Raw genomic sequence first — 25205 nt, 5'->3', positions numbered from 1 at the left:
CTCTAGGGTACGCGTCTAACTCCCGATCTCCGCTGCCGCCCGGTCCAGGTCGGTGGCCAGCACGTCCTCGCGGAAGGCGCACAGCTGGAGGGTCATGCGGGCGGCCCCGGTCTCGCCCACCACGAGCCGGGCCGGCGTGCCGTGGTCGTTCAGGTCGCCGATCAGGGCGTCGAGCAGGCGCACCCCGGCGCTGTCGAGGAACGAGACGGTGGTCAGGTCGATGAGCACCTTGCCGGCCGTCTCGATCCGCTCGACGATCGCCTTGCCGATCTCGGGCGCGTTGGCCAGGTCTATCTCGCCGGTCAGCGACACCAGCTCGGCGTCGCCGAACGTGGAGAACGTGACCCAGCGGTCCAGGTTGCCCCTCGGCACGGGGCGGCCGCCCCGGGTGAACTCCATCACCCCGCCTCCCGTCGCCCGCGCCGCATGGTGACCGTCGTGCCGTCGCTGCGGTCGAACAGCACCTGGTCCATCGACTCGCGGATCAGCTGCAGGCCGCGCCCGCGAGCCACGTCGCTGACCGCGCCCCGCCACGTGCCCCGGTCGGTGACCCGCACCTCGACGGCGTCGGTGGTCACCGTGGCGACCACGTCGATCATGCCGAACGGGTCGTCCCGGTAGCCGTGCTCGATCGCGTTGGCCACCGCCTCGGAGCAGGCCAGCAGCACCGCGTCGCGGCACTCGGGCTCGACCTCGTGGGCCACCAGCCAGGCCCGCAGGTCGGCCCGGAGCAGGGCGATCTGCATGCGGTCGGCGCCGATCGTGCGCTCGATGCGTTCCTCGGTGCCCAGCGTCAGGCACAGCATGCAGACGTCGTCGCTGTGATCGCGGCCGACCAGGGTGTCGGCCAGCGTGGCCGCGAGCCCCTGCAGCGGGGCGTCCCGGCGCCGGGCCCACTCGCGGGCCAGCAGCTCGAAGCCCTTGTCGATCGGGCGGCTGCGACGCTCGATCAGGCCGTCGGTGTAGAGCAGCACCCGGCTGCCGGCCGGCAGCCGGCGGCGGTGCTCGGTGCGGACCTTGTTGCCGGCCTTGGAGCCCAGCGGGGCCGAGCGGCCCTGCAGCAGGTATTCCGGCGATCCGGCCGGCTCTTGCAGCAGCGGCGGCAGGTGACCGGCGCACGAGTAGGCCACCTCGCCGCCGGCCAGGTCGACCTCGACGTACGCGACGGTGGCCATGCGGGCCGACTCGACCCGCTCGACGAACCGGTCGAGCCCCTCGATCAGCCGGGCCGGCCCGGTCGCGCTGGAGGCGAGCGCCCGCACCGCGCTGCGCAGCTGGCCCATGGTGGTGGCCGCCTCTATCCCCCGGCCCACCACGTCGCCGACCACCACGGCCAGCTTGTCCTTGGTGATCAGGAACGCGTCGAACCAGTCGCCGCCGACCTCGAGGTCGTGCGTGGCCGCCTGGTAATGGGTCTCGACCGCGAACCGGCTGTCGCCGCTCGGCAGGTCGCCGGCGAGCAGGCTGCGCTGCAGCGTGCGGGCGATCTGCCTCTCCTGCTCGTAGAGGCGGGCGTTCTCGAGGGCGAGGCCGGCCCGGTCGGCCAGCTCGACCAGGAACGTCCGCTCGGCCGCGGCGCCCCGGCGGTCGGGCGCCATCCGCAGCGCCAGCGTGCCCAGCACCAGCCCGCGGGCGGTGAGCGGCAGCACCGAGCAGTCGAGCTGGTCACCGTCGGCGGCGAAGACCGGCTCGCCGCCGGCGGCCACCTTGCCCAGCCGCTGGGTCAGCAGCTCTTCGTCGGGGCGGGGGCCGCCCGACTCCTCCACCACCGGCGTCGAGCCGACCATGAGGCGCACCTCGGCCCAGTCGGCGATCTCGGGCACCACCCGGTCGATCACCCGGCGGGTGCGGGGCAGCAGCCGGTGCAGCTCGTCGAGCGAGCGTGTGGTCTCGGCCAGGAACTTCGAGCGTTCCTCGCGCCGGCGCACCTCGTCGTAGAGGCGGGCCCGGTCGAGCGCCTGGCCCGCCTGCTGGCCGAGCAGGCGGACGACCCGCAGCTCGCCGTCGGTCAGCTTGCGCTCGCCCTTGAAGCTGAAGGCCAGCACGCCCAGCGTCTCGGCGGTGGAGTGCTCGTCGGCCGGGCCGGTGGTCAGCGGCAGCAGCACCACCGTGCTGCGGCCCGAGCGGCGCATGCTCTCGACCAGGTCGGGGAAGTGCTGGCGGGCCTCGGCGACGGAACCGACCACGTGCAGGTCGCCGCGCTCGGCCACCCGGGCCACCGCCCGGTCGGACGAGCGGGCCATGTCGTCCCAGTTGCCGGTGGTGGGGTCGGTCGAGGCCACGGCGTAGATCACGTCGCGCTCGTCGTCGACCAGGTAGATGCTGCTGCTGGCCGCGCCGAAGGCCGACTCGGGCGCGCGGACCACGGCCTCGGCCACCTCGGCCTCGGTCGGCGCGGCGGCCAGGTCGGCCACGATCTGCTGCAGCACCCGGACCCGCCGCTCGGAGGCCTCGGCGATCTGGCGGGCGAGCAGCAGCTCTTTCTCGTACTGGCGGCGCTCGGTGGCGTTGAACAGGGTCGTGCGGATCGCCCGCGGCTCTCCCGACTCACCCCGCGCCAGCACCGAGTTGACCAGCGTCGGCAGCTGGCGCCCGTCCGAGCAGACCACGTCGAAGGCGAGCTCGTGCACCTCGTCCTGCATGCGCAGCAGCGGGGCGTAGTGGGTCTCGTGGTAGATCTGCCCGCCCGAGGTGAGCAGGTCACGGAACCGGCGGTGCCCGACCAGCTCGCCCCGCGTGTATCCGGTCCAGCTCAGGAACGTCTGGTTGACCCGGACGATCGTGCCGTCGGGAAGCGTGGTCAGGTACCCGCACGGCGCGTGCTCGTACAGGTCGTCGGGGTCTTCGTCCCAGGGCGGCCGCAGGTCCTGCGTCACGTCCGGCCCACCAGTGTCACTCACGGTCCGCCGCTTCTAAAGCCAGGCCTTCATGGCATCGACAGTTTCCTCGGGGGCGCTCAGGTTGGGGCAGTGCCCGGTCGCGTTCAGATGCACCAGAGTGCTCCCGGCGGTGTGTTTGTGAACGTAGTCGCCCACCATGGCCGGCGCGATCACGTCGTCCGAACACTGGAGGATGAGCGCGGGGGTGCGCAACTTGAGGAGGTCGTCGCGGTTGTCGGAGAGGAAGGTGACCCGCGCGAACTTCTTCGCGATGGCGGGGTCGGTGCGGCAGAAGCTGTTGGTCAGCTCTTCGCCCAGCTCGGGGCGGTCGGGGTTGCCCATGATGACCGGCGCCATGGTGCTCGACCAGCCCAGATAGTTGCTGTCGAGCGAGACGAGCAGCGACTCGATGTCGGAGGAGTTGAAGCCGCCCTGGTAACCGCCGGCGGGCTCGTTGATGTAGCGCGGCGACGGGCCGATGAGGACCAGCCGGGCGAAGCGCTCGGGCTCCTTGTTGGCGGCGATCACGCCGATCATGGCGCTCACCGAGTGGCCGACGAACACGACGTCCCACAGGTCGTTCTCGTGCAGGATCTCGAGGATGTCGTCGGCGTAGCCGTCGAGCGAGGAGTAGCGGTCGTCGTCGTACGCCGACAAATCCGACTTGCCGTTGCCGACATGATCGAAAAGGACGAGCCGATGCGAGTCCGCGAAGGCCGGAGCGACGTGACGCCACATGTTCTGGTCGCAGCCGTAGCCGTGGGCGAAAACCATCGGCTGACCGGCCGGGTTCCCGGTCAGAGTGACGGCGTTTCTCTGTGTCGTTCTCATGTCCCGGTAACCATACGGCTCCACAGCGTCTTGCACATCGCCCAGTCTGTCCGGCATTTGTATGCGCGAACCGGACCAAAGACAGAGGCCGGGGGTGGCAGACCGCCTCTAACCTGGGAGTTGACCGCCCCGCCGGGATCTTGCCGGCAGTGAAGGAGATCGACGGATGGCCGAGGAGCAGCCGGAGGAAACTCAGCCGGCGGCCGGAGTGCCCGACCCGACCCGGCTGGACAACGGCTCCGAACCCTCCACAGTCGACGCCCCGGTCCGCTGGAGCGGGTCGGCCGCGGTGCCCCCGCCGTCGCCCAAGAAGGCCTGGTGGCGCCGCGACGACAAGCCGGAGCCGGCCGACGAGGAGCACTGGGCGACCACCCCGGCCGTCGACCCGTGGGCCGACCAGGACACCCCGTGGGACTCCTTCGCGTACGACCTGACCGGCACCGAGGCCGAGGCGGCCACCCCCAAGCCGGCGCCCCCGCTGCCGCCCCCGACCCGCATCGAGCCCCCGGCCGCGTCGCCACCCACGCCGCCCCCGACGCGCATCGAGCCCCCCGCTGCGCCGCCCCCAGCTGCGCCGCCCCCAGCTGCGCCTGCGGCGAAGACGCAGCCGGCACCCAAACTCAGCCGGAAGGAACGCAAGCGGCAGGAGAAGGCAGCCGCGATCAACCGCCTGCCCGTGCAGACCCGCCCGCCGGCTCCCCCACCGCCCCCGCCCGGCCCGATCGTGCACGGCCGCCGGCTCCCCGCCCCGCCGCCCTGGGCCGAGCGCGCACCCAGCCGCCCGCTGCCGCCGCCCCGCCGCAAGCGCCGCTGGGGCCGCCGCTTCGCCCTGCTGAGCCTGCTCGGCGTGGCCTGCTGCTGCGGCCTGCCCTTCGCCTGGTTCCAGTGGCCCACCGCCCGGCAGTACCCGGTCAGCGCCGCCCTGCCCAAGTCCTTCGCCGACCTGCAGCTGCGCGACACCGAGGAGACGGGCCCCAACGGCTTCGCCGGCGTCTACCGCGACGCCCGCGGCAAGCGCGTAACCGTCTTCGGCGAGACCGGCTTCCGGCTGACTCCCGGCTCCGACGTCCGTGGCCGCCTCGACCAGGCCACCTCGGAGTACAACCTGAAGAACGTGCAGTCCTTCGACCTCGGCGAGTCCGGCGCCCACCAGAGCTGCGGGGTCGGGCGCGACAACGGCGCCTCGGTCGTCGTCTGCGCCTGGGCCGACCACGGCAGCCTGGCCACCGTGCTGCTCACCCGGCGCTCGGTCACCGACAGCGCCGACCTGGTCGCCCGCCTGCGGGAAGAAGTGCTGACTCCCGGTTGATCGGCTCCGGCGCGGGCACGATGACGACATGACCCGCCGCTGGCTCTTCGCCGATCAGCTCGGCCCGCATTTCCTCGACTCCCCCGATCAGCCGGTGCTGCTGGTGGAGTCGAAGGCGGTGTTCCGGCGCCGCGTGTTCCACCGGCAGAAGGCCCACCTGATCCTGTCCGCGCTGCGGCACCGGGCCCAGGACGACGACCGGGTCCGGCTGATCAGGGCCGAGACGTACGCCGAAGCCTTGAAAGAACCGGTCACCGTCTGCCACCCGACCTCGCGGGCCGCCCGCGGCCTGGTCAACCGGCTGGAGCAGGTGGAAGAGGTGCTGCCGCCGCGGGGCTTCGTGACCGCACCGGCCGACTTCACGGCCTGGGCGCACGGCCGTACGCACCTGAAGATGGAGGACTTCTACCGCGACGCCCGGCAGCGGCACGGCATCCTGATGGACGGCGACGAGCCCACCGGCGGCAAGTGGAACCTGGATGCCGACAACCGCGAGCCACCGCCGCGCGGGGTGGAACGGCTCGACGTGCCCTCTCCCCCGGCGATCGTCGAGGACGAGATCGACGAGCAGGTGCGGGCCGACCTCGACCGGTGGGAGCGCGAGGACGGCATCGAGTTCGTCGGCAACGACGGCCCGCGGATGTTCCCGGCCACCCGCCCGGAGGCGCTGGCCCGGCTGCGGCACTTCGTGACCCACCGGCTGCCCACCTTCGGCCCGTACGAGGACGCCATGCTGGCCGGCGACCCGCTGATGAGCCACAGCCTGCTGAGCGCCGCGATGAACCTGGGCCTGCTCGATCCGCTCGAGGTCGTCGAGCGCGCCGAAGAGGCGTACCGGAAGGGCGAAGCCCCGCTGGCCAGCGTGGAGGGTTTCGTGCGGCAGATCATCGGCTGGCGCGACTTCATCTGGCACCTGTACTGGTATTTCGAGCCGGACTACCGGGCCTCGAACGAGCTCAAGGCGCGCCGCGAGCTGCCGCGCTGGTTCGCCGACCTGGACGCCGGCGCGGTCGAGGCGCGCTGCCTGTCCGACGTGCTGGCCGGCGTGCGCGACCGCGGCTGGGTGCATCACATCCCGCGGCTGATGGTGCTGGGCAACTACGCCATGCAGCGCGGCTGGCGGCCGGGCGCGATGGCCGACTGGTTCCACCGCTGCTTCGTCGACGGCTACGAGTGGGTGATGACGGCCAACGTGATCGGCATGAGCCAGTACGCCGACTCCGGGCGGATGAGCACCAAGCCGTACGCCTCGGGCGGCGCCTACATCAACCGGATGAGCGACTACTGCGGCGGCTGCCGCTACGACCCGAAGGTGCGGGTCGGCGACGACGCGTGCCCCTACACCGCCGGCTACTGGGCCTTCCTCGCCCGCAACGAGCCGAAGCTGGCCAATAACCACCGCATGCGGCAGCCGCTCAACGGCCTGGGCCGGCTCAGCGACCTCGAGGCCCTGGTCGAGCAGGAGAAGGCGCGGGGCTCGCGGGCGCCCTAGTCTTTGGGCTGCTTGGCCGGGGCGTAGCGGGGCACGTACTCCTGACCGGTCAGCTTCTGGATCTCGGTCATCACCTCGTCGGTGAGCTGGCGCAGCGACGTCCGGTCGTCGGCCCGGCCGACCGTGGAGATCGGCTCGCCGAACTTGATGGTGACCACGCCGCGCGCCGGCTTGGGCAGCAACTGACCGATGGGCTGCACCTTGTCGGTGCCGAGCATGCCGACCGGGACGACCGGCACCCCGGCCGCCACCGAGAGCCGGGCCACGCCGGTGCGGCCGCGGTAGAGCCGGCCGTCGGGCGAGCGGGTGCCCTCGGGATAGAGCGCGATGGCGTCACCGGCCTTGAGCACCGGGATGGCGCCGTCGAACGCGGTCAGCGCGTCCCGGCCGCCGCGGCGGGCGACCCGGATGGCGCCGAGCCCGTGCATGAGGCTGCGGTTGAACCAGCCCTTGAGGCCGGTGCCGTCGAAGTACTCCTCCTTGGCCCAGAAGGCCAGGTGACGCGGCACCACCGAGCCGAGGAACAGCTCGTCGGCGACCGAGAGGTGGTTGCCGGCGAAGATCACGCCACCGGTCCGGGGGATGTGCTCGAGGCCCTCGACGCGGGGGCGCCAGCCGAGCATCATCGCGTTGCCGACCGTGAACTTGCCGATCGTGTAGAGCAGCGGCAACTGGGGTTCCTCCGGGGACAGGCGTGCGCGCGAAAAATGTGGGGAGCGCGGTCAGGTTATCGGACGGGAACTCGGAAGTCCCTGTCGATCTGGCCGACCGGCCCGGACATTCATCACAGATGCGTGGAATATCCGAGCCGGCCGCCGCCTCAGACCGCCTTCGTGACCTGAACTGTTACCTGATCCGAGTCGCCGACCTCACCCGCGAAGCCGTCGGCGCCCGCGTCGGTCAGCGTCACCGAGGTCGCCAGCGTCTCGCCGCCGACGAACTCGCGGTGCGCCTCGACCGCCGCCCGCACCGGCTCGGTGGCCGACACGACCAGCGCGATCCGGTCCGAGACGTCCAGGCCGGCGTCGCGCCGGGCCTGCTGCACGACCCGGATCACGTCGCGGGCCAGCCCCTCGGCCGCCAGTTCGGGGGTGACCGCGGTGTCGAGCACGACGACGCCCGTGCCGCCCGGCAGCGGCGCCGAGTTCTCGACGTCGGCCGCGACCAGCTTGAGCTCGTACTCGCCGTCCTGCAGGGTGACGCCGGCAGCCACCGGGGCGCCGTCGACCAGCTGCCACTCGCCGGCCTTGACCGCCTTGATGACCTGCTGCACCTGCTTGCCCACGCGCGGGCCGAGCGCCCGCGGCACGACGGTGAGCACCTGCTGCGACGAGGCGGCGACGTCGTCGGTGAAGACGACCTCCTTGACGTTGACCTCGTCGGCCACCAGGTCGCTCAGGCTCGCCAGCTTCGGAGCGTCGGTGGTGGCCACGGTCAGCTTGGCCAGCGGCAGCCGCACCCGCAGGGCACGCGCCTTGCGCAGCGACAACGCGGCCGAGGCGACGTCGCGGATGGCGTCCATCGAGGCGACCAGCTCGTGGTCGGCCGGGAAGGCCGAGGCGTCGGGCCAGTCGGTCAGGTGCACCGAGCGCTCGCCGGTCAGGCCGCGCCAGATCTCCTCGGTGGTGAGCGGCGCGAGCGGCGCCACCACCCGGCACAGCGTCTCGAGCACGGTGGCCAGGGTGTCGAACGCGTCCTGATCACCGGCCCAGAAACGGTCGCGTGACCGCCGTACGTACCAATTCGTCAAAGCGTCGAGGTAGGAGCGCACGCTGGCCGCCGCGCCCGAGATGTCATAGTCGTCCATCTGACGCTGGACGTCGGTGATCAGCTCACCGGTCTTGGCCAGGATGTAGCGGTCGAGCAGGTCCTTCGAATCCGTGCGGAACGTCGCCTCGTGCCCGGAGGCGTTGGCGTAGAGGCTGAAGAAGTACCAGACGTTCCACAGCGGCAGGAGCACCTGACGCACCGAGTCGCGGATCGCCACCTCGGTGACCGGCATGTCCCCGCCCCGCAGCACCGGCGACGACATCAGCATCCAGCGCATCGCGTCCGACCCGTGCGAGTCGAAGATCTTGTAGACGTCCGGGTAGTTCCGCAGCGACTTGGACATCTTGCGGCCGTCCTCGCCGAGCAGGATGCCGTGGCTCAGGCAGTTGCGGAACGCGGGCCGGTCGAACAGCGCCGTGGCCAGCACGTGCATGGTGTAGAACCAGCCGCGGGTCTGGCCGATGTACTCGACGATGAAGTCGCCCGGGTAGTGGTGCTCGAACCAGTCCTTGTTCTCGAACGGGTAGTGCACCTGGGCGAACGGCATCGAGCCCGACTCGAACCAGCAGTCGAGCACCTCGGGCACCCGGCGCATGGTCGACTTGCCGGTCGGGTCGTCCGGGTTGGGGCGGATCAGCTCATCGACGTACGGGCGATGCAGGTCTTCGATTTTGACGCCGAAGTCGCGTTGCATCTCGTCGAAGGAGCCGTAGACGTCGACGCGCGGGTAGTTCGGGTCGTCCGACTTCCAGACCGGGATGGGCGAGCCCCAGAACCGGTTGCGCGAGATCGACCAGTCGCGGGCGTTGGCCAGCCACTTGCCGAACGAGCCGTCCTTGATGTGGGCCGGCGTCCAGGTGATCTGCTGGTTCAGCTCGACCATGCGGTCGCGGAACTTGGTCACGGCCACGAACCACGACGACACCGCCTTGTAGACCAGCGGGGTGTCGCAGCGCCAGCAGTGCGGGTACGAGTGCGTGTAGCCCTCGTGCCGCAGCACCTTCTGCTCCTGCTTGAGCCGCGCGATGATCGGCTTGTTGGCCTCGAAGACCTGCGTGCCCTGGTAGTCCGGCACGAGCGCGGTGAAGCGGGTGTGCTCGTCGACGGTCACGATCGTCGGGATGCCGGCCGCGTTGCAGACGTTCTGGTCGTCCTCGCCGAAGGCCGGCGCCTGGTGCACGACGCCGGTGCCGTCCTCGTCGCTGACGTAGTCGGCCGCCAGCACCTGGAAAGCGTTCGGGCCGCCCTGCTCGACCAGGAAGTCGAACATCGGGGTGTACTTCCGGCCGGCCAGCTCGCGGCCTTTCACACTGCCGACTACCTCAAAACCCTCAAGTTCTTTCCCGTACGCGGTCACGCGCCCCGCACCCATGATGAGTTTTTTGCCTGTTTTGTCGGCCAAGATCGCGTAGTCGATGTCCGGGCCGACGGCCAGCGCCAGGTTGGACGGCAGCGTCCACGGCGTGGTCGTCCACACCGCGATGTCCTCGCCCGTCTCCAGCCGGAACGTCACCGTCAGCGCCGGGTCGGTGCGGTCGCGATAGACGTCGTCCATGCGGGTCTCGGTGTTCGACAGCGGGGTCTCGCACCGGAAGCAGTAGGCCAGGACGCGGAAGCCCTCGTAGACCAGGCCCTTGTCGTGCAGGGTCTTGAACGCCCACATGACCGACTCCATGTAGCTGGGGTCGAGGGTCTTGTAGTCGTCTTCGAAGTCGACCCAGCGGGCCTGCCGGGTGACGTAGCGCTCCCAGTCCTTGGTGTAGGCCAGCACCGACGTACGGCAGGCGTCGTTGAACTTGTCGATGCCGAGCTCGACGATCTGCGCCTTGGTCGTGATGCCCAGCTGCTTCTCGGCCTCCACCTCGGCCGGCAGCCCGTGGGTGTCCCAGCCGAACCGGCGCTCGACGTGCTTGCCGCGCATCGTCTGGTAGCGCGGCACCAGGTCTTTCACGTAGCCGGTGAACAGGTGCCCGTAGTGCGGCAGGCCGTTGGCGAACGGCGGGCCGTCGTAGAAGACGTACTCGTTGCTGCCGTTCTGCCCGGCCGGGCGCTGCTCGACGGACGCCTCGAAGGTCTTGTCGGCCGTCCAGTGCTCGAGGACCGCGCGCTCGACGGCGGGCAGGTCGGGGCTGGCCGGCACGCCCACGGCGTCGGTGTGCTTCGGATAGGCCATGATCGGTGGATCTCCTCGTAGCAGTCGTCGATCAGACTGCGAGGACGAGCCCTCGGGCCCGCGGTACCACCTCGCTTGACGGATCTCTCCGCCCGCTCATTTCTTCTCGGCCGCCGCCACCCGGTTCTACTGAGAGCGTGTGCTCTGTTCTTCCGGAAGCTCCCCGGTGATGGCCGGATCGTCGCCTGCGCTCCGACAACGATACCGGCCATCCGGTTGTTTCAGCGCCTCGGGGCGGGCAGGGTCGTGCTCCAGAGGGACTTGCCGTCGCGGTCACGCAGGTTGACCGTGAAGGCCTTGGTCTCGGCGTCGATCTCGACCTCGCCGAAGTGCTGGAAGCCGTCGGCCGGGGACGTGTTGGCGGCCGGCGGGGCGTTCACGAAGGCCGTCTTGGGCCCGAAGGTGAGGTCAAGAGCGTTGGGACCGAACGCGCCCGCGTGAGCCGGGCCCGACACGAACTCCCAGAACGGGGTGAAGTCCTGGATCGCCGCCCGGGCCGGGTCGTAGTGGTTGGCCTGGGTGTAGTGCACGTCGGCGGTCAGGAAGACGATGCCGGTGACGTGGTGGCGGTGGGCGTTCTTCAGTACTTCAGCGAACTCGAGCTCGCGGCCCTTGGGCGCGCCCGGGTCGCCCTGGGCCACGCCCTCCTGCGCGGTCGCGCCGTCCGGCACGACCAGGCCGAGCGGCAGGTCGTTGGCGATCACCTTCCAGGTCGCCTTCGACTCGCGCAGGCCGCGGATCAGCCACTCGCGCTGCTCCCGACCGAGCAGGCCACGGTTCGGATCGGCGTACGTGTTGCCGTCGTTGACGTCCTTGAAGGTGCGCATGTCGAGCACGAAGATGTCGAGCAGCGGCCCGTACGAGATCTTGCGGTAGACCGGCCCGCTGCGCATCGGCGTCGGAACCCACTCGTGGTACGCCTGACGGGCCCGCCCGGCCAGCACGTCGACCCGCTTCTCGGTGTAGCGGGCGTCGTCCAGGATCTCCCCCGGGTACCAGTTGTTGGTCACCTCGTGGTCGTCCCACTGGTTGATCTGCGGCACCTCGGCGGCGAACGCCCGGTAGGCCTGGTCGAGCAGGTTGTAGGCGTACTGGCCGCGATACTCCTTGAGCGTCTCGGCGACCTTCAGCTTCTCCTCGGTGACCAGGTTGCGCCAGACCCGGCCGTCGGGCAGCGCCACCGTCTCGGTCAGCGGCCCGTCGGCGTAGACCGTGTCGCCGCTGTGCAGCAGGAAGTCCGGCCGGCGGCGGCGCATCGACTCGAAAATCTTCAGTCCGCCGTACGCCGGGTCGATGCCCCACCCCTGGCCGACCACATCACCGGTCCAGACGAACCGGACGTCCCGGCGACGCGACGGCGCGGTCCGCAGCGAGCCGCTGACCGGGGCGCCGAACAGGCCGGGCCGCTCCAGGCTCTCGGCCCGCACCCGGTAGTAGAGCTGCTCGCCCGAGGGCAGCCCACGCAGCGTGAGCTTCCCGGTGAAGTCGGAGTCCGGCGTGACGATAGGCCCGCGCAACACCCGCGACCCGCGGAAGTCGGGCCGCTTGCTGACCTGCACCCAGAGCCGCCCGGGCCGGTCGGCCCGGCTCCAGACGACGGCCGAGTTGCCCAACGGGTCGCCGCTCTGGACGCCGTGGGTGAGGACGGGCCGGTGGCCCGCCGAGGAGAACGCGGGCGCCCCGCCGGCCAGGCCGGCCACGCCACCGGCAACGCCCGCGCGCAGCAGGTTCCTTCGTGAGATCGAAGTCATACCATGATGCCTATCGATCCCGGTTGACCGGCGGGTGTCCGCACCCTGAACACCACCGGCGAGATCCGCATCGAGATCGATGACCGGGTCAGCTTCGCGCCATCTCACCCAGGCTCTTGAAGTAGCGCGAGTGCGTACGCCGAATCGTCTCAGCCGAGTCCGCGTTCAGAACCACCACCTCGTGCACACTAGTCGTGCGTACAGGGTGAGGGAACTTGGTTTGTGGCCCGGCGTTCTAAGGTGGCCGTGTGATTCGGATGGAGATTGATGAGCGGACGCTTTCTCGTACGCGGATCGCGATCAGCCCGTTGGCCGAGGTCATGTGCAGTTTGGCTCTGTTGCAGCGGAATCCGGCGGGCGTGCCTTGGCCGTACGAGGCGTGGGCGCAGCGGGCGCGTTCGCTGACCGGGCCGGTGTCGCTCTACTGCGATCTGCCGTCGGTCTCGCCGGACTTTCTCTGCCCGCCGCCCGTCACCGCGATGCCCACCATCGGCGAGCAACTCGACCTCCTGCGGGCCACCCCGGCCGAGGTGATCGAGGCCGAGCTGGCCAAGCACTATCCGGACGGCGACGTGCTGCCGGTGCTGCGCCCCTTCCGGAACGACCGGCAGGCGGCGCTCGACAAGCTGGCCGACGGGGTGCAGGAGTACTGGGACGCGGCGATCGCGCCGTACTGGCCGGCCATGCGGGCCGCGCTCGACGAAGAGGTGCTGTTGCGGGCCCGGGCTCTGGCCGCGGACGGGCCGGACGCGCTCCTCGCCCAGCTGCACGAGCGCATTCGGTGGGAGCGGCCGGTTCTCACCCTCAAGAAGCCGCTGGAGCAGGCGTTCACCGCGGTCAACCAGCGGCTGCTGCTGGTGCCGCTGATCTTCTCGCGGGGCGCGCTGATGTGTTCGGGCGATCAGCCCGACCTGGTCATGGTCACCTACCAGTCGCGGGGCGCGGCCGTGCTGGCCGATGCGCCGGCGGCGCGACCGGCTGACGACCGCCTGTCCGTGTTGCTGGGGCGGGGACGGGCCGCCGTGCTGCGCGCTCTGACCGTCCCGGCCACCACGACCGGCCTGGCCACGACGCTCGGCCTGGCTCCCAGCACGATCTCGGAACATCTGGCCGGTCTGCTCGCGGCCGGGGTGGTGCACCGCCGCCGGGCCGGGCGCCGAGTTCTCTACGGTCTCGAGCCGGCCGGCACGGCCCTGGTGACGCTGCTCGGTGAGGATTCGGCCCGTACCGAATTCGTTTCCTAGACGTCGGTCGATTCCCTAGCGTTGGCCCGCATGGGGAGCGACAACGCCATCGAGGCGCACGATCTACGCCGGACCTACAAGGCGCGCACGGGCTGGCTCAAGCCGAAGCGCACCGAGGTCGAGGCGGTCCGCGGGGTGACCTTCACAGTCGGCCGGGGCGAGCTGTTCGGGCTGCTGGGACCGAACGGCGCCGGCAAGACGACCACCATCAAGATGCTGAACACCCTGCTCATCCCGACCTCGGGCACGGCCCGGGTGTGCGGCTTCGACGTCGAGAAAGAGACCCGGGACGTACGCCGCAGGATCGGCTACGTGTTCGGCGGCGACCGCGGCCTCTACGACCGGCTGTCCGCGCTGGACAATCTGCGCTACTTCGCCGAGCTGTACGGCGTTGCCCCGCGCGATCAGAAGCGGCGCATCGCCGAGCTGCTGGAGCTGGTCGGGCTGTCCGGCCGCGAGGGTGAACGCGTCGAGGGGTATTCGCGCGGCATGCGGCAGCGGCTGCACATCGCGCGCGGTTTGCTGCACTCCCCGGACGTGCTGTTCCTCGACGAGCCGTCGATCGGGGTCGACCCGGTGGCGGCCCGCGAGCTTCGGCGTACGGTGTCCGACCTGGCCTCGACCGGGACGACCGTGCTGCTGACGACCCACTACATGGCCGAGGCCGACGAGCTGTGCGACCGGATCGCGGTCATCGCCGACGGGCAGATCCAGGCCCTGGGCACACCGGCCGAACTACGCCACCGGGCCGACGGGCGCCGGGTGGTCGAAGTGGAGGCGTACGGAGTTCCCGAGAGTGCGGTCGACGCACTTCGGGGGCTGCCCGGCGTACGGGAAACCGCAGTTGAAGCCCGTGGAGCCCTGCAATTGCTGACCGTCCACTCGGATGCGCACGTGGATGTCCAAGGTGACGTGCTGCGGGAGTTGGCGGGCATCCGCCTCGGCCGGGTGGACAGCCGGGAGCCGACGCTCGAGGACGCGTACGTGGCGATCGTGAGCGCGGCATGAATGTGCTCAGGCTGCTCGTGGTCGGCACGCTGCTGCACATCAAGCAGATCAGCCGCTCGCCCTTCGAGATCGCGATCACCTTGATCGTGCCGATCGTGCAGGCCACCCTCGCCGTGTACCTGTTCCGCGCCGGCGGCGAACAACATCGGCTGCTCGAGGCCGCGGTCGGCGCCGGAGTGATGGGCGTCTGGTCGTCAGTGCTGTTCGGCTCGGGCGGCGCCATCCAGGGTCAGCGCTGGATGGGCACGCTCGAAATGATCATGTTGGCGCCGCGGCGGCCCGTGCTCGTCATCCTCCCCATCACGATCGCCACCGGCCTCACCGGCATTTACGCCCTGCTCGCCACGTTGGTCTGGGGTCGTTTCCTGTACGGGATACGTCTCGACTTCGCGCACCCGGCCGCATTCGTCGTGGCGTCGGTGGTCTGTGTGATCGCACTCGGCATGTTCGGCCTGCTGCTGGCGGCCACGTTCGTGCTCATGCGCAACGCCAACGCGCTGGCCAACACGCTCGAATACCCGGTGTGGCTGGTCTCCGGCATGCTGGTGCCGATCACCGTGCTGCCCTCGTGGACCGGGCCGATCGCCGCGATCCTGCCCACCACCTGGGGTGCCCGGGCGTTGCGCGAGGCCACGAGCGGCGGGCCGGTCTGGCCGTCGGTCGGCATCTGCCTCGGCATCAGCCTGCTTTGCCTGGCCCTCGGCGGTCTCGCCCTCACCCATGTCGAACGCCGCGCCCGCGCGGCCGCAACTTTGGCGCTGGCATGACCGACTGCACCGAGCGGCAGTTGCCGCACCTGACGACGGCCCCGCCGGCGAGGGCCAGGAGGGCATGCCCGGGAGGCTCGGAATGAAGACTCTTCGTTTGATGACCGTGGGCGGCGTGATCGCCTACCGCGCCCTGTTCAACTGGACCACGCCCGGCATGTTCGTCGGCACGCTGCTGGTCGGGCCGCTGTTCCAGTTGCTGTTCTTCGCCTACCTGGGCCGGCAGTTGCAGGTGGCCGACGACCGGTTCTACATCGTCGGCAACGCCGTGCTGACCGCGTCGCTGGCCTGCGTGTTCGGCGGCACCATGGCGGTGGCCAACGAGCGGCGGTTCGGCACGCTCGGGCATGTGCTGCTGTCGCCCCGCAGCCGCACCGCGATTTTCTGGGGGCGGGTTCTGCCGTACGCGGGAAATGGTCTTCTCATCGCCGTGGTGACCCTGAGCGTGGGCGCGGCGCTGCTGGGTCTCCGCATCCCTCTCGACGCCGTGCCCGGGCTGTTCCTGGCCATGGCCGCCGGCTCGTTGGCGTGCGGGTTCTTCGGGCTCACGCTGGGCGCCCTGGGCCTGCGGTTCCGCGACGTGTGGGTGGTCTCGAACGTCTCGGTCGCCCTGTTGCTGCTGCTCACCGGCGTGAACGTGCCGGCCGGGAACCTGCCCGGCTGGATGGTGACGGTCGGGCACTACCTGCCGATCACGCACGCGGCGGAGGCAGCCCGGCGGCTCGCGGCCGGAGACGGACTGGCCGCGGCCGCACCCGCGCTCGGCCAGGAACTGCTGGTCGGGGCGGGTTACGCGGTCGCGGCCGTCGTGCTGCTCAAGATTTTCGAGGTCGAGTCGCGCCGGCGGGCGTCGCTCGACGCCCTCTAGCCGCTCAGAGCTTGGGGAACCAGAGGGCGAGCTCGCGCTGGGCGCTCTCCGGCGAGTCGGAGGCGTGCACCAGGTTCTCCCGGTTCGACAGCGCGAAATCGCCGCGGATCGTGCCGGCGGCCGCCTTGCGGCCGTCGGTCGAGCCGATCATGGCCCGCACGACCTCGATCACCTCGTCGCCCGAGAGCACCAGCGCGACCAGCGGACCCGAGGTCATGAACTGCTTCAGCGGCGGGTAGAACGCCTTCTCGACGTGGTCGGCGTAGTGCTGGTCGGCCAGCGCCGCGTCCATCGTGCGCAGCTCCAGCGCCTCGACCACCAGACCCTTGCGCTCGAACCGGCCGAGGATCTCGCCGAGCAGACCGCGCCGGACCGCGTCGGGCTTGAGGAGCACGAGCGAACGCTCGATGGGGCTGGACACGAAGTTCCTCCAGTACAGGTGAGGGGCTGAGTTTCAGCCTATCGGTACCGGGAAAGCGACGAGCGCCAACGCCGGGACTACCGCACTTTCGCTCACAATGTGCCGGGCAATAACCTGACGGGTACGAGCGGGAGGTCCACATTGGCAAACCAGACCGGACGTCCGATCGCGCCGGCACGGAAGCTGGTCGCGGCGGTCGCGGGCACGATCGCGGTCTTCGTGGTCGCGCTGGGTTTCGGCATGTCCAGCCTGGGGGTGGTCATCTTCGGGGTGGCCCTGCTGGGCCTGGCGGTCGCGCTCGGCGTCGTCAACGTCGTACGCCGTGGGGCCCGGGCCTGGGTGGCCGGCACGGCCGAGGTCTCGTCGATCACGCCCCGGCCCATGACGACGGCGGTCTACGCGCGCGCCCGCATCCAGGCGGTGATCGTGGCGCCCGGCCTGCCGACCCGCGAGGTCGAGATCAACGAGTCCCGCATCCCGGTCGTGAAGTGGCCCGAGCCCGGCGACACGCTGCCGATCACGGTCGACGTCGACGACCTGCGCCGAGTCAAAATCAACTGGGACGAGGCAGCCCCGCGCGAGCGAGGCGCCGACCCGCCCCCGCCCCCGGTCACCGACTTCGACGACGACGAGCCCGACGCCGACCTGGACGCCGACCTGCTGGGCGACGTCGAGCCACCCCCGTGGGCCGGCCGCGACCGCACGTGGGGCCGCGGCCCCGACGAGCCGCCACCCCCACCGCCGGGCAGTTCCCCGCCGCCACCGCCACCGCCACCCGGCCCGGCCGCAGGCGGCCCTTCCGGCCCGGCCGCCAACCTCGACTCCGAGGAGTACTCGGAGAGCCCGGTGGTCGTCCGCGACACCCCAGCCGGCAAGGTGGTCGAGGGCGAGTTCGTCGACCACGACGAAAGCCCGTCCCAGCTTCCCCGCCGCGCCAAGAGCTCCCCCTACGCGCCCGACGCGCCCGAGCCCGCTCGCGCCGCCGAGTCGCCCTACGCCCGCCCCGACTCGGCCGACGACCCCACCGGCCCGTCCTACGCGACGAGCTCACCCCGCGACGAGGCGGACTCTCCCTACGCCACCGCGGACTCCACCCGGGCCACCAGTGGCCCGTCCTCCGCAACGAGCTCACCTCGCGAGGAAGCCGACTCGCCCTACCCCGCCCGGGCCGCCGCCGGCCAGTCGTATGCCGATGCCGACTCCCCCTCTTCGCGCGCAGACTCGTCTGCCGATGAATCCGACTCGCCCGACGTCGGCGCGGACAAGGGCCGGGTAGGCGCGAACGTGGCAGCCGGGGCAGCCGCCGGCGCGGCCGCGGGTGCCGCTGCAGGCGCGGCCGGGCGACGCCGCCCCAGCCCGCACCCGCATCCACGCCCCCGCGGCGCCGCTACCGCCACCGCCGAGCAGGCCACTCCTTCTCAGCGCGAGCCCCACCCCGACGACTCCTTCGACACCGACCTGCCGCTCGACGAGCCGCCGGCCCCGTCACCGCACCGGCGTCCGGAGCCCACCGCCACCTCGGCCCCGCCCACACCGTCGCCGGTCGGCTCGTTCCCCACGGCGCCGCCACCGTCGACCCCGCCGCCGACAGCTCCCGAGCCCGCCACCGCCCGCCCGGGAACACCGGGCCCCCGCCCAGCGCCCGACGACGAGATCGACCTCCCGCTCGACGCCGACCCCGACGTCCCCCCGGAGGACAACCCGGCCGCCGCCCGAGCCCGCGACGAAGACCTGATCGCCCCGCCGCCGAGCACCCGGTTCGTGACCAACGCGGCCCACGACGCCACAACCCCCACCGAGGAGTTCCCGCCCGTCGTCGCCTCCCCGGCGCCCCCACCGCCCGCGAACACGGACAACAGGCCCGCCGCAGCTCCACCCGGCCGCCCCTCCGCGACTCCGCCCCAAGACGACGACCTGCTTGCCGACCAGGCCGGCCGGCCCGTCTTCACGCCGCACCCGCCCGCGGACGCGCCCCCTCACAACCCGACCGCGGCTACGCCGGACGAGCCCGATCGCCCCACGGCAACGCGGAACGAATACGACCGCCCCGCAGCCACGCCGGACGAGCGCGACAGGCCCACGGCCACGCCAGACGAGCGCGACCGACCCACGGCCACGTGGAACGAGCACGACCGCCCCGCAGCCGCGCCGGACGAGCACGATCGGCCCGCAGCCGCGTGGAGCGAGCACGACCTTTCAGCGGCCGCGCCGGACGAGCATGACCAGCCCGCTGCAACGCGGAGCGAGCACGACCGCCCAGCAGCCACGCCGGACGAGACCGCCGGCGCCCGGTCCGAGGCGTTCTCCGACACGGACCGGCCCCGATTCACCCCCGAGACGCCGGCCGCCGGATCAGGCAAGTCGGCCGGGCTGCTGGCGGGCGCGATCGGTGCCGTGACCGCCGCCGTGAAGAAGGTCGGCAAGAGCGACCGCTCCCCCGCCGCCTCCGAACCACCGCCCACGGCCACTCAGCAGGCCGCCGACGAAGCGCCACCCCGGGTCTTCTACCCGAAGCAGACGTACGTGGACGAAGAGACGTCCGTCCGCCTGCCTCCCCCCACCCGAACCCCTCCAGCCGAGACCGGCCCAGTACCCACAGACCCGTCCCAAACCGAGTCGACGGCCGCACCCATGCCTGCCGCCGCAACCTCATCCACGCCTGAAGCCGCATCCGACGCGGCGTCCTCGCCGACAGCGTCGGCCCAAGCAGGACCGGCGGCCGTACCCGCAGCTTCGCCCGCACCGGCGCCCTCGCCGACAGCGTCAGCTCAAGCAAAACCAGCGGCCACACCCGCGGCTTCGCCGACAGATTCAGCCGAAGCAAGCCCCGCGGCCGGGCCCTCCTCCACGGCTTCAGCCGGAGCCGGGCCGGATGCCCAGACCGAAGGCAATCCCGCCGCAGCGGCAGGCCGGGAATCAACCGCAACCTCGGGCCGCCCGAAGCCGTCACCGGCCGCTGCTGCCCTCGCGGCGGCCGCTGCGGCCGCGGCGGCGTCGGATCGCGGCCCGTGGGGTGACCTGGCGGGCACCCCCGAGCCGGACGACCGCGCCGCCGATGTGATCACCGCTTATCCGAGCGCGCGGCCCGGTCCGGCCGGTGCGATTCACGGCGTGGGCATCACCGTGCTGGTCACCGACCTTGCCCGGTCGGCCGCGTTCTATCGGGACACCCTCGGGTTCTTCGAGATCGACAGCGGGGAGGGCAGCGCCGTGCTCGCCTCCGGCGACACCCGGCTCGTCCTGCGTACGGTGAACGATCTTTCCAGCGAAGCCGGCCGCCTGATCTACCTCAACCTCGAGGTGGGCGACGTCGAGGCCGTCTATCAGGAGCTTCAGGCCAAGGGCGTCGAGTTCGTGCACCCGCCGCGCCCGGTCAACCGGGGTGACCGGCTCGAACTGTGGTCGGCCACCTTCCGCGACCCCGACGACCACAACATCGCGATCACCCAGTGGCGGGCCATCCGCTGACCGCTAGCCCAGAATCGAGCGCCGCACATACAACGCGTACACCCAGGCGGCCCCGAAGATCAGGCCGAGCGCGGCCAGCGACCAGTGGAACAGGCCGCTGGCCAGCAGCAGCACCTGGACGGCGGTGCCGGCGTTCCAGGCCCACGATCGGCGCATCAGGCCGGCCAGCAGGATCGCGACGACGGCCAGCGCGATCACCGACGCGACGCCCCAGCCGCTGAGGTGGCCGCCCATGACCCGGATGGGCTGGATGGCGAGCAGCAGCACGATCGCCTCGAGCACGAGCGTGCCGGCCCCCAGGCCCCGCACGGCGGCCTGGGGGTTGCGAAGCCCCGATCGAGGGGTCTCGGGCTCGGTCAACGCTTCAGCAGCTTCCGTGCGTCGGCCACCGTGACGACCGAACCGGTGATGATCACGCCGACGCCGCTGAGCTCGCCGGACGCGTCCTCCTCGGCGATCACCACGGCTTCCTCGATCGCGTCGGGCATGTTCTGCGTGACGGTCACCCTGTCCTCGCCGAAGATGTCGGTCGCCAGCTGGGCCAGTTCGTCCACCGGCATCGACCGCGGCGAGCTGTTCTGGGTGACGACGATGCGCGCCGCCACCGGCTCGAGCAGGTCGAGCAGCCCGGAGACGTCTTTGTCGCCCAGCACGGCCACCACCGCGACCAGGTGCCGGAACGCGAACTCTTCCTCGAGCGCGCTCACCGTCGCCGCCATGCCGTGCGGGTTGTGGGCGCCGTCGAGCAGGATGGTCGGCGCGCTGCGCACCCTTTCCAGGCGTCCCGGCGAATCGACCTGGGCAAACCCTTCGCGTACGAGGTCAATCTCGAGTTGCCGGTCGGTGCCCGCGCCGAGGAAGGCCTCGACCGCCGCGAGCGCGATCGCCGCGTTCTGGGCCTGGTGCGCGCCGAAGAGCGGCAGGAACACCTCGTCGTACACGCCGCCCAGGCCCTGCAGCCGCAGCACCTGACCGCCGACCGCCTGGGTCCGCTCGATCACGCCGAACTCGCTGCCTTCGCGGGCCAGGGTGGCGCTCATCTCGGCGCAGCGCTCGAGGATCGGCCGCATGGCCTCCTCGGTCTGCAGGGCCGAGATCACCGTGGCGCCCTTGTGGATGATGCCGGCCTTGGCCCAGGCGATGTCCTCGATCGTGTCGCCCAGCCATTCGGTGTGGTCGAGCCCGATCGGCGTCATCACCGCGATGCCCGCGTCGATGACGTTCGTCGCGTCCTCCTCGCCGCCCAGGCCCACCTCGACCACGGCGATGTCGACCGGGGCGTCGGCGAAGGCCGCGTACGCCATGGCGGTCGTCATGTCGAAGTAGGTGAGCGGTTCGGAGTTGCGGGCGTCGATCAGCTCGGCCAGGGGCGCGACCTCGTCGTACGTGGCCGCGAGGCGCTCCTCCGAGATGGGCTCGCCGTCGAGGCTGATCCGCTCGCGGACCGTTTCGAGGTGCGGGCTGGTGTAGCGGCCGGTGTGCAGGCCGTGCGCCCGCAACAGCGCGTCGATCATGCGGGCGGTGCTGGTCTTGCCGTTGGTGCCGGTCAGGTGGATGGCCGGGTAGGCCCGCTGGGGGCTGCCGAGCACGTCCATGAGGTCGCGGATCTTCTGCATGTCGAACGCCATGCGGGTGAAGCCGCGCCCGTCGAGCGCGGCCACCACCTCTTCGTAAGTGCTCATGCTGTAGGCAACGCTTCCAGGGCCGCGGCAATTCGCGTGAGGTCCGCCTCGGCCGTCGCGAGCCGGTCTTTGATCTTCGTGACGACCTGTTCGGGCGCCTTGCCGATGAACGATTCGTTGCCGAGCTTGGCCCGGCACTGCGCCGCCTCTTTCTCGGCCGCCGTGCGGTCCTTCTCGAGCCGGGCCCGCTCGGCCGCCACGTCGATCGTGCCCCGGGTGTCGAGGTCGACCGTGATCGCCCCGGACACGGCCAGCGTCGCCGTGGCCGTGAAGCCGTCGCCGGGCGCGTCGAGGCGGGCCAGCGAACGGATCAGCGGCTCGTGCGTGTCGATGCCGACGTTGCCCAGGCCGGTGAGCGCGGCCGAGACCCGCTGGCTCGGCTTGAGGCCCTGGTCGGAGCGGAAGCGCCGGACCTCGGTGACCACCTTCTGCAGGGCGGCCAGCTCTTCCTCGGCGGCGTCGTCGATCAGCTCTTTGTCGATGGCCGGCCACTGCGCCTTCACCACGGTCTCGCCGCCGGTCAGGGCCACCCACAGCTCCTCGGTGACGAACGGGATCACCGGGTGCAGCAGGCGCAGCAACTGGTCGAGCACATGCCCGAGAACCCGCTGGCTGTTGGCCGCCTCGGAACCCGCGAGCACCGGCTTCGAGAGCTCGAGGTACCAGTCGCAGACGTCGTCCCACGCGAAGTGGTAGAGCGTGTCGCAGACCTTCGCGTATTCGTAGGTGGCGAAGTACTCGTCCACCTCACCGATCACGTGCTGCAGGCGCGAGAGGATCCACTTGTCGATGGCCGACAGCTCCTCCGCCGGGGGCAGCTCGCCCTCGACGGTCGCGCCGTTCATGAGCGCGAAGCGGGTCGCGTTCCACAGCTTGTTGCAGAAGTTGCGGGAGCCCTGGCACCACTCCTCGCTGATCGGCACGTCCGAGCCCGGGTTGGCCCCGCGAGCCAGCGTGAAGCGGGTGGCGTCGGCGCCGTAGCGCTCGATCCAGTCCAGCGGGTCGACCACGTTGCCGAACGACTTCGACATCTTCTTGCCGTGGCCGTCGCGCACCATGCCGTGCAGGTTGACCACGTTGAACGGCTGCACGTCGTCCATCGCGTACAGGCCGAACATCATCATCCGGGCGACCCAGAAGAAGAGGATGTCGTAGCCGGTGACGAGCACGCTGGTCGGGTAGAACTTCTCGAGTTCCGGCGTACGCTCGGGCCAGCCCATGGTCGAGAAGGGCCACAGGGCCGACGAGAACCAGGTGTCGAGCACGTCCTCGTCCTGGGTGAAGCCGGCCGGCGGCTCTTCGTCCGGCCCGACGCAGACGACCTCGCCGTCCGGCCCGTACCAGACCGGGATGCGGTGACCCCACCACAGCTGGCGCGAGATGCACCAGTCGTGCATGTTGTCGACCCAGGCGAAGTAGCGCTTGGACAGCTCGGCCGGCTCGATGCTGACCCGGCCGTCGCGCACGGCGTCACCGGCCGCCTTGGCCAGCGGCCCGGTGTTGACGAACCACTGCAGCGACAGCCGCGGCTCGACCGTGGTCTTGCAGCGCGAGCAGTGACCCACCGAGTGCACGTAGGGCCGCTTCTCGGCGACGATCCGCCCCTCCTCGCGCAGCGCGGCAACGATGGCGGGCCGGGCCTCGTACCTGTCCAGCCCCTCGAACGGGCCGTGCACGGTGACGACCGCCCGCTCGTCCATCATGGTGATGCTGGGCAGGTCGTGCCGCTGGCCGATCTCGAAGTCGTTCGGGTCGTGGGCCGGGGTCACTTTGACCGCGCCGGTGCCGAACGACGGGTCGACGTGCTCGTCGGCCACGATCGGGATGCGCCGGCCGGTGAGCGGCAGCTCGACCTCGGTGCCGATCAGGTGCTTGTAGCGCTCGTCGTCGGGGTGGACGGCCACGGCGGTGTCGCCCAGCATCGTCTCGGCCCGGGTGGTGGCCACGACGATCGCGTTCTCGCCCTCGCCGTAGCGGATCGAGACGAGCTCGCCCTCGTCGTCGGTGTGCTCCACCTCGATGTCGCTGAGCGCGGTCAGGCAGCGGGGACACCAGTTGATGATCCGGTTGGCCCGGTAGATCAGCTCGTCCTCGTACAGCCGCTTGAAGATCGTCTGGACGGCGCGGGACAGGCCCTCGTCCATCGTGAACCGCTCGCGCGACCAGTCCACGGAGTCGCCCAGGCGGCGCATCTGCCCGAGGATGGCCCCACCGGACTGCGCCTTCCACTCCCACACCTTCTCGACGAACTTCTCGCGGCCGAGGTCGTGGCGGGACAGCTGCTGCGCGGCGAGCTGACGCTCGACCACGTTCTGGGTGGCGATGCCGGCGTGGTCCATGCCCGGCAGCCACAGCACCTCGAAGCCCTGCATCCGCTTGAGGCGGGAAAGGGTGTCCTGGATGGTGTGGTCGAGCGCGTGGCCGACGTGCAGCGAGCCGGTCACGTTGGGCGGCGGGATCACGATCGAGAACGGGGGCTTGTCACTCGCCGGGTCGGCCGTGAAGTAGCCCTGCGATACCCAATTCTCGTACCGCCGCTGCTCTACCTCACCCGGCTGGTACTGCGCGGAGAGGCCACCGGTGGGCCGGCTGTCGGGGGTGCGGTGCTGGGTCGTCTCGGTCACCCGACAAGTCTACGGATGTCGCGGCGGAACCCCGAATTCGCATCGCCACCCGTTGCTACTCTCCAGCAATGCCCGAACCCGGCCCCAACCCGATCGACATCGGCACGCCGCCTCCCGCTTCGTCCTCCGACGACGACCTGTTCGACCACGACGATCCCGAGGCGCCGGCCAAGGTCAAACCCCGGGGTCGCGTACGGCGGGTGGTGATCTCGGTTCTGCTGCTGCTCGCGCTGGTGGCCGTGGCGATGCTCGCGTTCACCAGCTGGCGCATCATCGCCCAGCGGCACGCGAAGCTCGAGATCCAGCCGAGCGTGGGGCCGCTCAGCCTCGACTACTCCCAGGACGGCGCCCGCACGGCCGACTACCTGCGGACGGCCCTGGCCGCCGAGGTGGATCTCGACCACACCTATGGCGCCGTCTACAACGAGTCGCCCGACAAGAACGTGCTCTTCCTGGCCGGCACCGGCCTGATCTGGACGCCGGGCAAGGACCTGGACGCCGCCATGAACCTGATCTCCGACGACGAAGGCGCGGTGACCAACCTGAAGGATGTCGACGCGGGCCCGCTCGACGGCACGATGAGGTGCGGCATCACCAAGTCCGCGGACGGCGACCTGACCGTGTGCGGCTGGGCCGACCACGGCAGCCTGGCCCTGGCCATGTTCAACAACCGCACCCCCGAGGACGCCGCTCCCCTGATGCTGGCCCTCCGCAACGCCACCGAGACCCGCTGATTTCCGTACGCAGAATGGGCGCACCCCTCTGTCGGGGCGCCCATTTCTCTGTCTACGCACTCGCCGTTCGACGTGCCCGATCCGACGAATTCGCTGACGGTGTAGACACGGCTCAGAACCAATTAGCGGGTCGCAGCCGGCTCGGCACATTGAGCCCTTGAACGACAGTAGGCCCACCCTGTCA

18 protein-coding genes are annotated in these 25205 nt (G+C 70.9%); 8 read left to right on the top strand and 10 right to left on the bottom strand.

Features of this window, described 5'->3' with window-relative positions; genetic code table 11:
* Nucleotides 1–15 precede the first annotated feature (15 nt).
* From OWR29_RS27125 to OWR29_RS27115, 3 genes are read right to left on the bottom strand one after another with little or no spacing between them, the layout of a single operon-like run.
* Entirely contained in the window at nt 16–399 is a 384-nt protein-coding gene (locus OWR29_RS27125; RefSeq protein WP_267566479.1) for an STAS domain-containing protein, read from the bottom strand.
* Nucleotides 399–2900, bottom strand: a complete 2502-nt coding sequence (locus OWR29_RS27120) for a SpoIIE family protein phosphatase (RefSeq protein WP_267566093.1) — start codon at nt 2898–2900, stop codon at nt 399–401. The genes OWR29_RS27125 and OWR29_RS27120 overlap by 1 nt, the downstream gene beginning before the upstream one ends.
* 12 nt (nt 2901–2912) lie before the next feature.
* On the bottom strand, nt 2913–3710 hold the full coding sequence (locus OWR29_RS27115) for an alpha/beta fold hydrolase (RefSeq protein WP_267566092.1): 798 nt from the start codon (nt 3708–3710) through the stop codon (nt 2913–2915).
* Nucleotides 3711–3876: 166 nt separating this feature from the next.
* On the opposite strand from OWR29_RS27115, the gene OWR29_RS27110 reads away from it, so the two are divergent.
* Nucleotides 3877–5019 (top strand): hypothetical protein, encoded by a 1143-nt coding sequence (locus OWR29_RS27110; RefSeq protein ID WP_267566091.1) that lies wholly within the window; start codon nt 3877–3879, stop codon nt 5017–5019.
* 28 nt (nt 5020–5047) lie between these two features.
* On the top strand, nt 5048–6511 hold the full coding sequence (locus OWR29_RS27105; RefSeq protein WP_267566090.1) for a cryptochrome/photolyase family protein: 1464 nt from the start codon (nt 5048–5050) through the stop codon (nt 6509–6511).
* Here OWR29_RS27105 and OWR29_RS27100 read toward each other — a convergent pair.
* The 3 genes from OWR29_RS27100 to OWR29_RS27090 form a co-directional block, all read right to left on the bottom strand.
* Nucleotides 6508–7182 (bottom strand): lysophospholipid acyltransferase family protein, encoded by a 675-nt coding sequence (locus OWR29_RS27100; RefSeq protein WP_267566089.1) that lies wholly within the window; start codon nt 7180–7182, stop codon nt 6508–6510. The two genes, OWR29_RS27105 and OWR29_RS27100, sit on opposite strands and share 4 nt — an antisense overlap.
* Before the next feature lie 149 nt (nt 7183–7331).
* Nucleotides 7332–10454 carry an isoleucine--tRNA ligase gene (gene ileS, locus OWR29_RS27095; RefSeq protein WP_267566088.1) on the bottom strand — a complete coding sequence of 1041 codons (3123 nt, stop codon included), beginning with the start codon at nt 10452–10454 and terminating at the stop codon, nt 7332–7334.
* 221 nt (nt 10455–10675) lie between these two features.
* Complete coding sequence (locus tag OWR29_RS27090; RefSeq protein ID WP_267566087.1) at nt 10676–12205, bottom strand: alkaline phosphatase D family protein; 1530 nt, start codon at nt 12203–12205, stop codon at nt 10676–10678.
* Between the two features lie 257 nt (nt 12206–12462).
* Between OWR29_RS27090 and OWR29_RS27085 the strand changes: the two genes are divergently transcribed.
* The 4 genes from OWR29_RS27085 (at nt 12463) to OWR29_RS27070 (ending at nt 16092) form a co-directional block, all read left to right on the top strand.
* Nucleotides 12463–13449: a helix-turn-helix domain-containing protein gene (locus tag OWR29_RS27085; RefSeq protein WP_267566086.1), complete on the top strand. Its 987-nt coding sequence runs from the start codon at nt 12463–12465 to the stop codon at nt 13447–13449.
* A 30-nt stretch (nt 13450–13479) separates the two neighbouring features.
* Nucleotides 13480–14457, top strand: a complete 978-nt coding sequence (locus OWR29_RS27080) for an ABC transporter ATP-binding protein (protein ID WP_267566085.1) — start codon at nt 13480–13482, stop codon at nt 14455–14457.
* Nucleotides 14454–15224, top strand: a complete 771-nt coding sequence (locus OWR29_RS27075) for an ABC transporter permease (RefSeq protein WP_267566084.1) — start codon at nt 14454–14456, stop codon at nt 15222–15224. The genes OWR29_RS27080 and OWR29_RS27075 overlap by 4 nt, the downstream gene beginning before the upstream one ends.
* 82 nt (nt 15225–15306) lie before the next feature.
* Nucleotides 15307–16092: an ABC transporter permease gene (locus OWR29_RS27070; RefSeq protein ID WP_267566083.1), complete on the top strand. Its 786-nt coding sequence runs from the start codon at nt 15307–15309 to the stop codon at nt 16090–16092.
* 4 nt (nt 16093–16096) lie between these two features.
* Here the strand turns inward: OWR29_RS27070 and ndk are convergent, their stop codons facing one another.
* The gene (ndk, locus tag OWR29_RS27065; protein WP_267566082.1) at nt 16097–16513 is read right to left on the bottom strand and encodes a nucleoside-diphosphate kinase; all 417 of its coding nucleotides are present in this window, start codon (nt 16511–16513) and stop codon (nt 16097–16099) included.
* 141 nt (nt 16514–16654) lie between these two features.
* Between ndk and OWR29_RS27060 the strand changes: the two genes are divergently transcribed.
* Nucleotides 16655–19981: a VOC family protein gene (locus OWR29_RS27060; RefSeq protein WP_267566081.1), complete on the top strand. Its 3327-nt coding sequence runs from the start codon at nt 16655–16657 to the stop codon at nt 19979–19981.
* A gap of 3 nt (nt 19982–19984) precedes the next feature.
* On the opposite strand, the gene OWR29_RS27055 is transcribed toward OWR29_RS27060, so the two are convergent.
* The 3 genes from OWR29_RS27055 to OWR29_RS27045 are packed head-to-tail and all read right to left on the bottom strand — an operon-like array spanning nt 19985 to nt 24287.
* Entirely contained in the window at nt 19985–20341 is a 357-nt protein-coding gene (locus OWR29_RS27055; RefSeq protein ID WP_267566080.1) for a DUF4233 domain-containing protein, read from the bottom strand.
* Nucleotides 20338–21663, bottom strand: a complete 1326-nt coding sequence (locus OWR29_RS27050; RefSeq protein ID WP_267566079.1) for a bifunctional folylpolyglutamate synthase/dihydrofolate synthase — start codon at nt 21661–21663, stop codon at nt 20338–20340. The genes OWR29_RS27055 and OWR29_RS27050 overlap by 4 nt, the downstream gene beginning before the upstream one ends.
* The gene (locus OWR29_RS27045) at nt 21660–24287 is read right to left on the bottom strand and encodes a valine--tRNA ligase (RefSeq protein ID WP_267566078.1); all 2628 of its coding nucleotides are present in this window, start codon (nt 24285–24287) and stop codon (nt 21660–21662) included. Before OWR29_RS27045 ends, OWR29_RS27050 begins: the two co-directional genes overlap by 4 nt.
* A gap of 68 nt (nt 24288–24355) precedes the next feature.
* On the opposite strand from OWR29_RS27045, the gene OWR29_RS27040 reads away from it, so the two are divergent.
* Entirely contained in the window at nt 24356–25021 is a 666-nt protein-coding gene (locus OWR29_RS27040) for a hypothetical protein (protein ID WP_267566077.1), read from the top strand.
* The last annotated feature ends 184 nt before the right edge of the window (nt 25022–25205 follow it).

This window comes from Paractinoplanes pyxinae, assembly GCF_026626335.1.
GTDB classification, from domain to species: Bacteria; Actinomycetota; Actinomycetes; order Mycobacteriales; family Micromonosporaceae; genus Actinoplanes; species Actinoplanes pyxinae.
The sequence above is the reverse complement of the archived record's forward strand: the minus strand, read 5'-3'. Positions and strand labels throughout refer to the sequence as shown.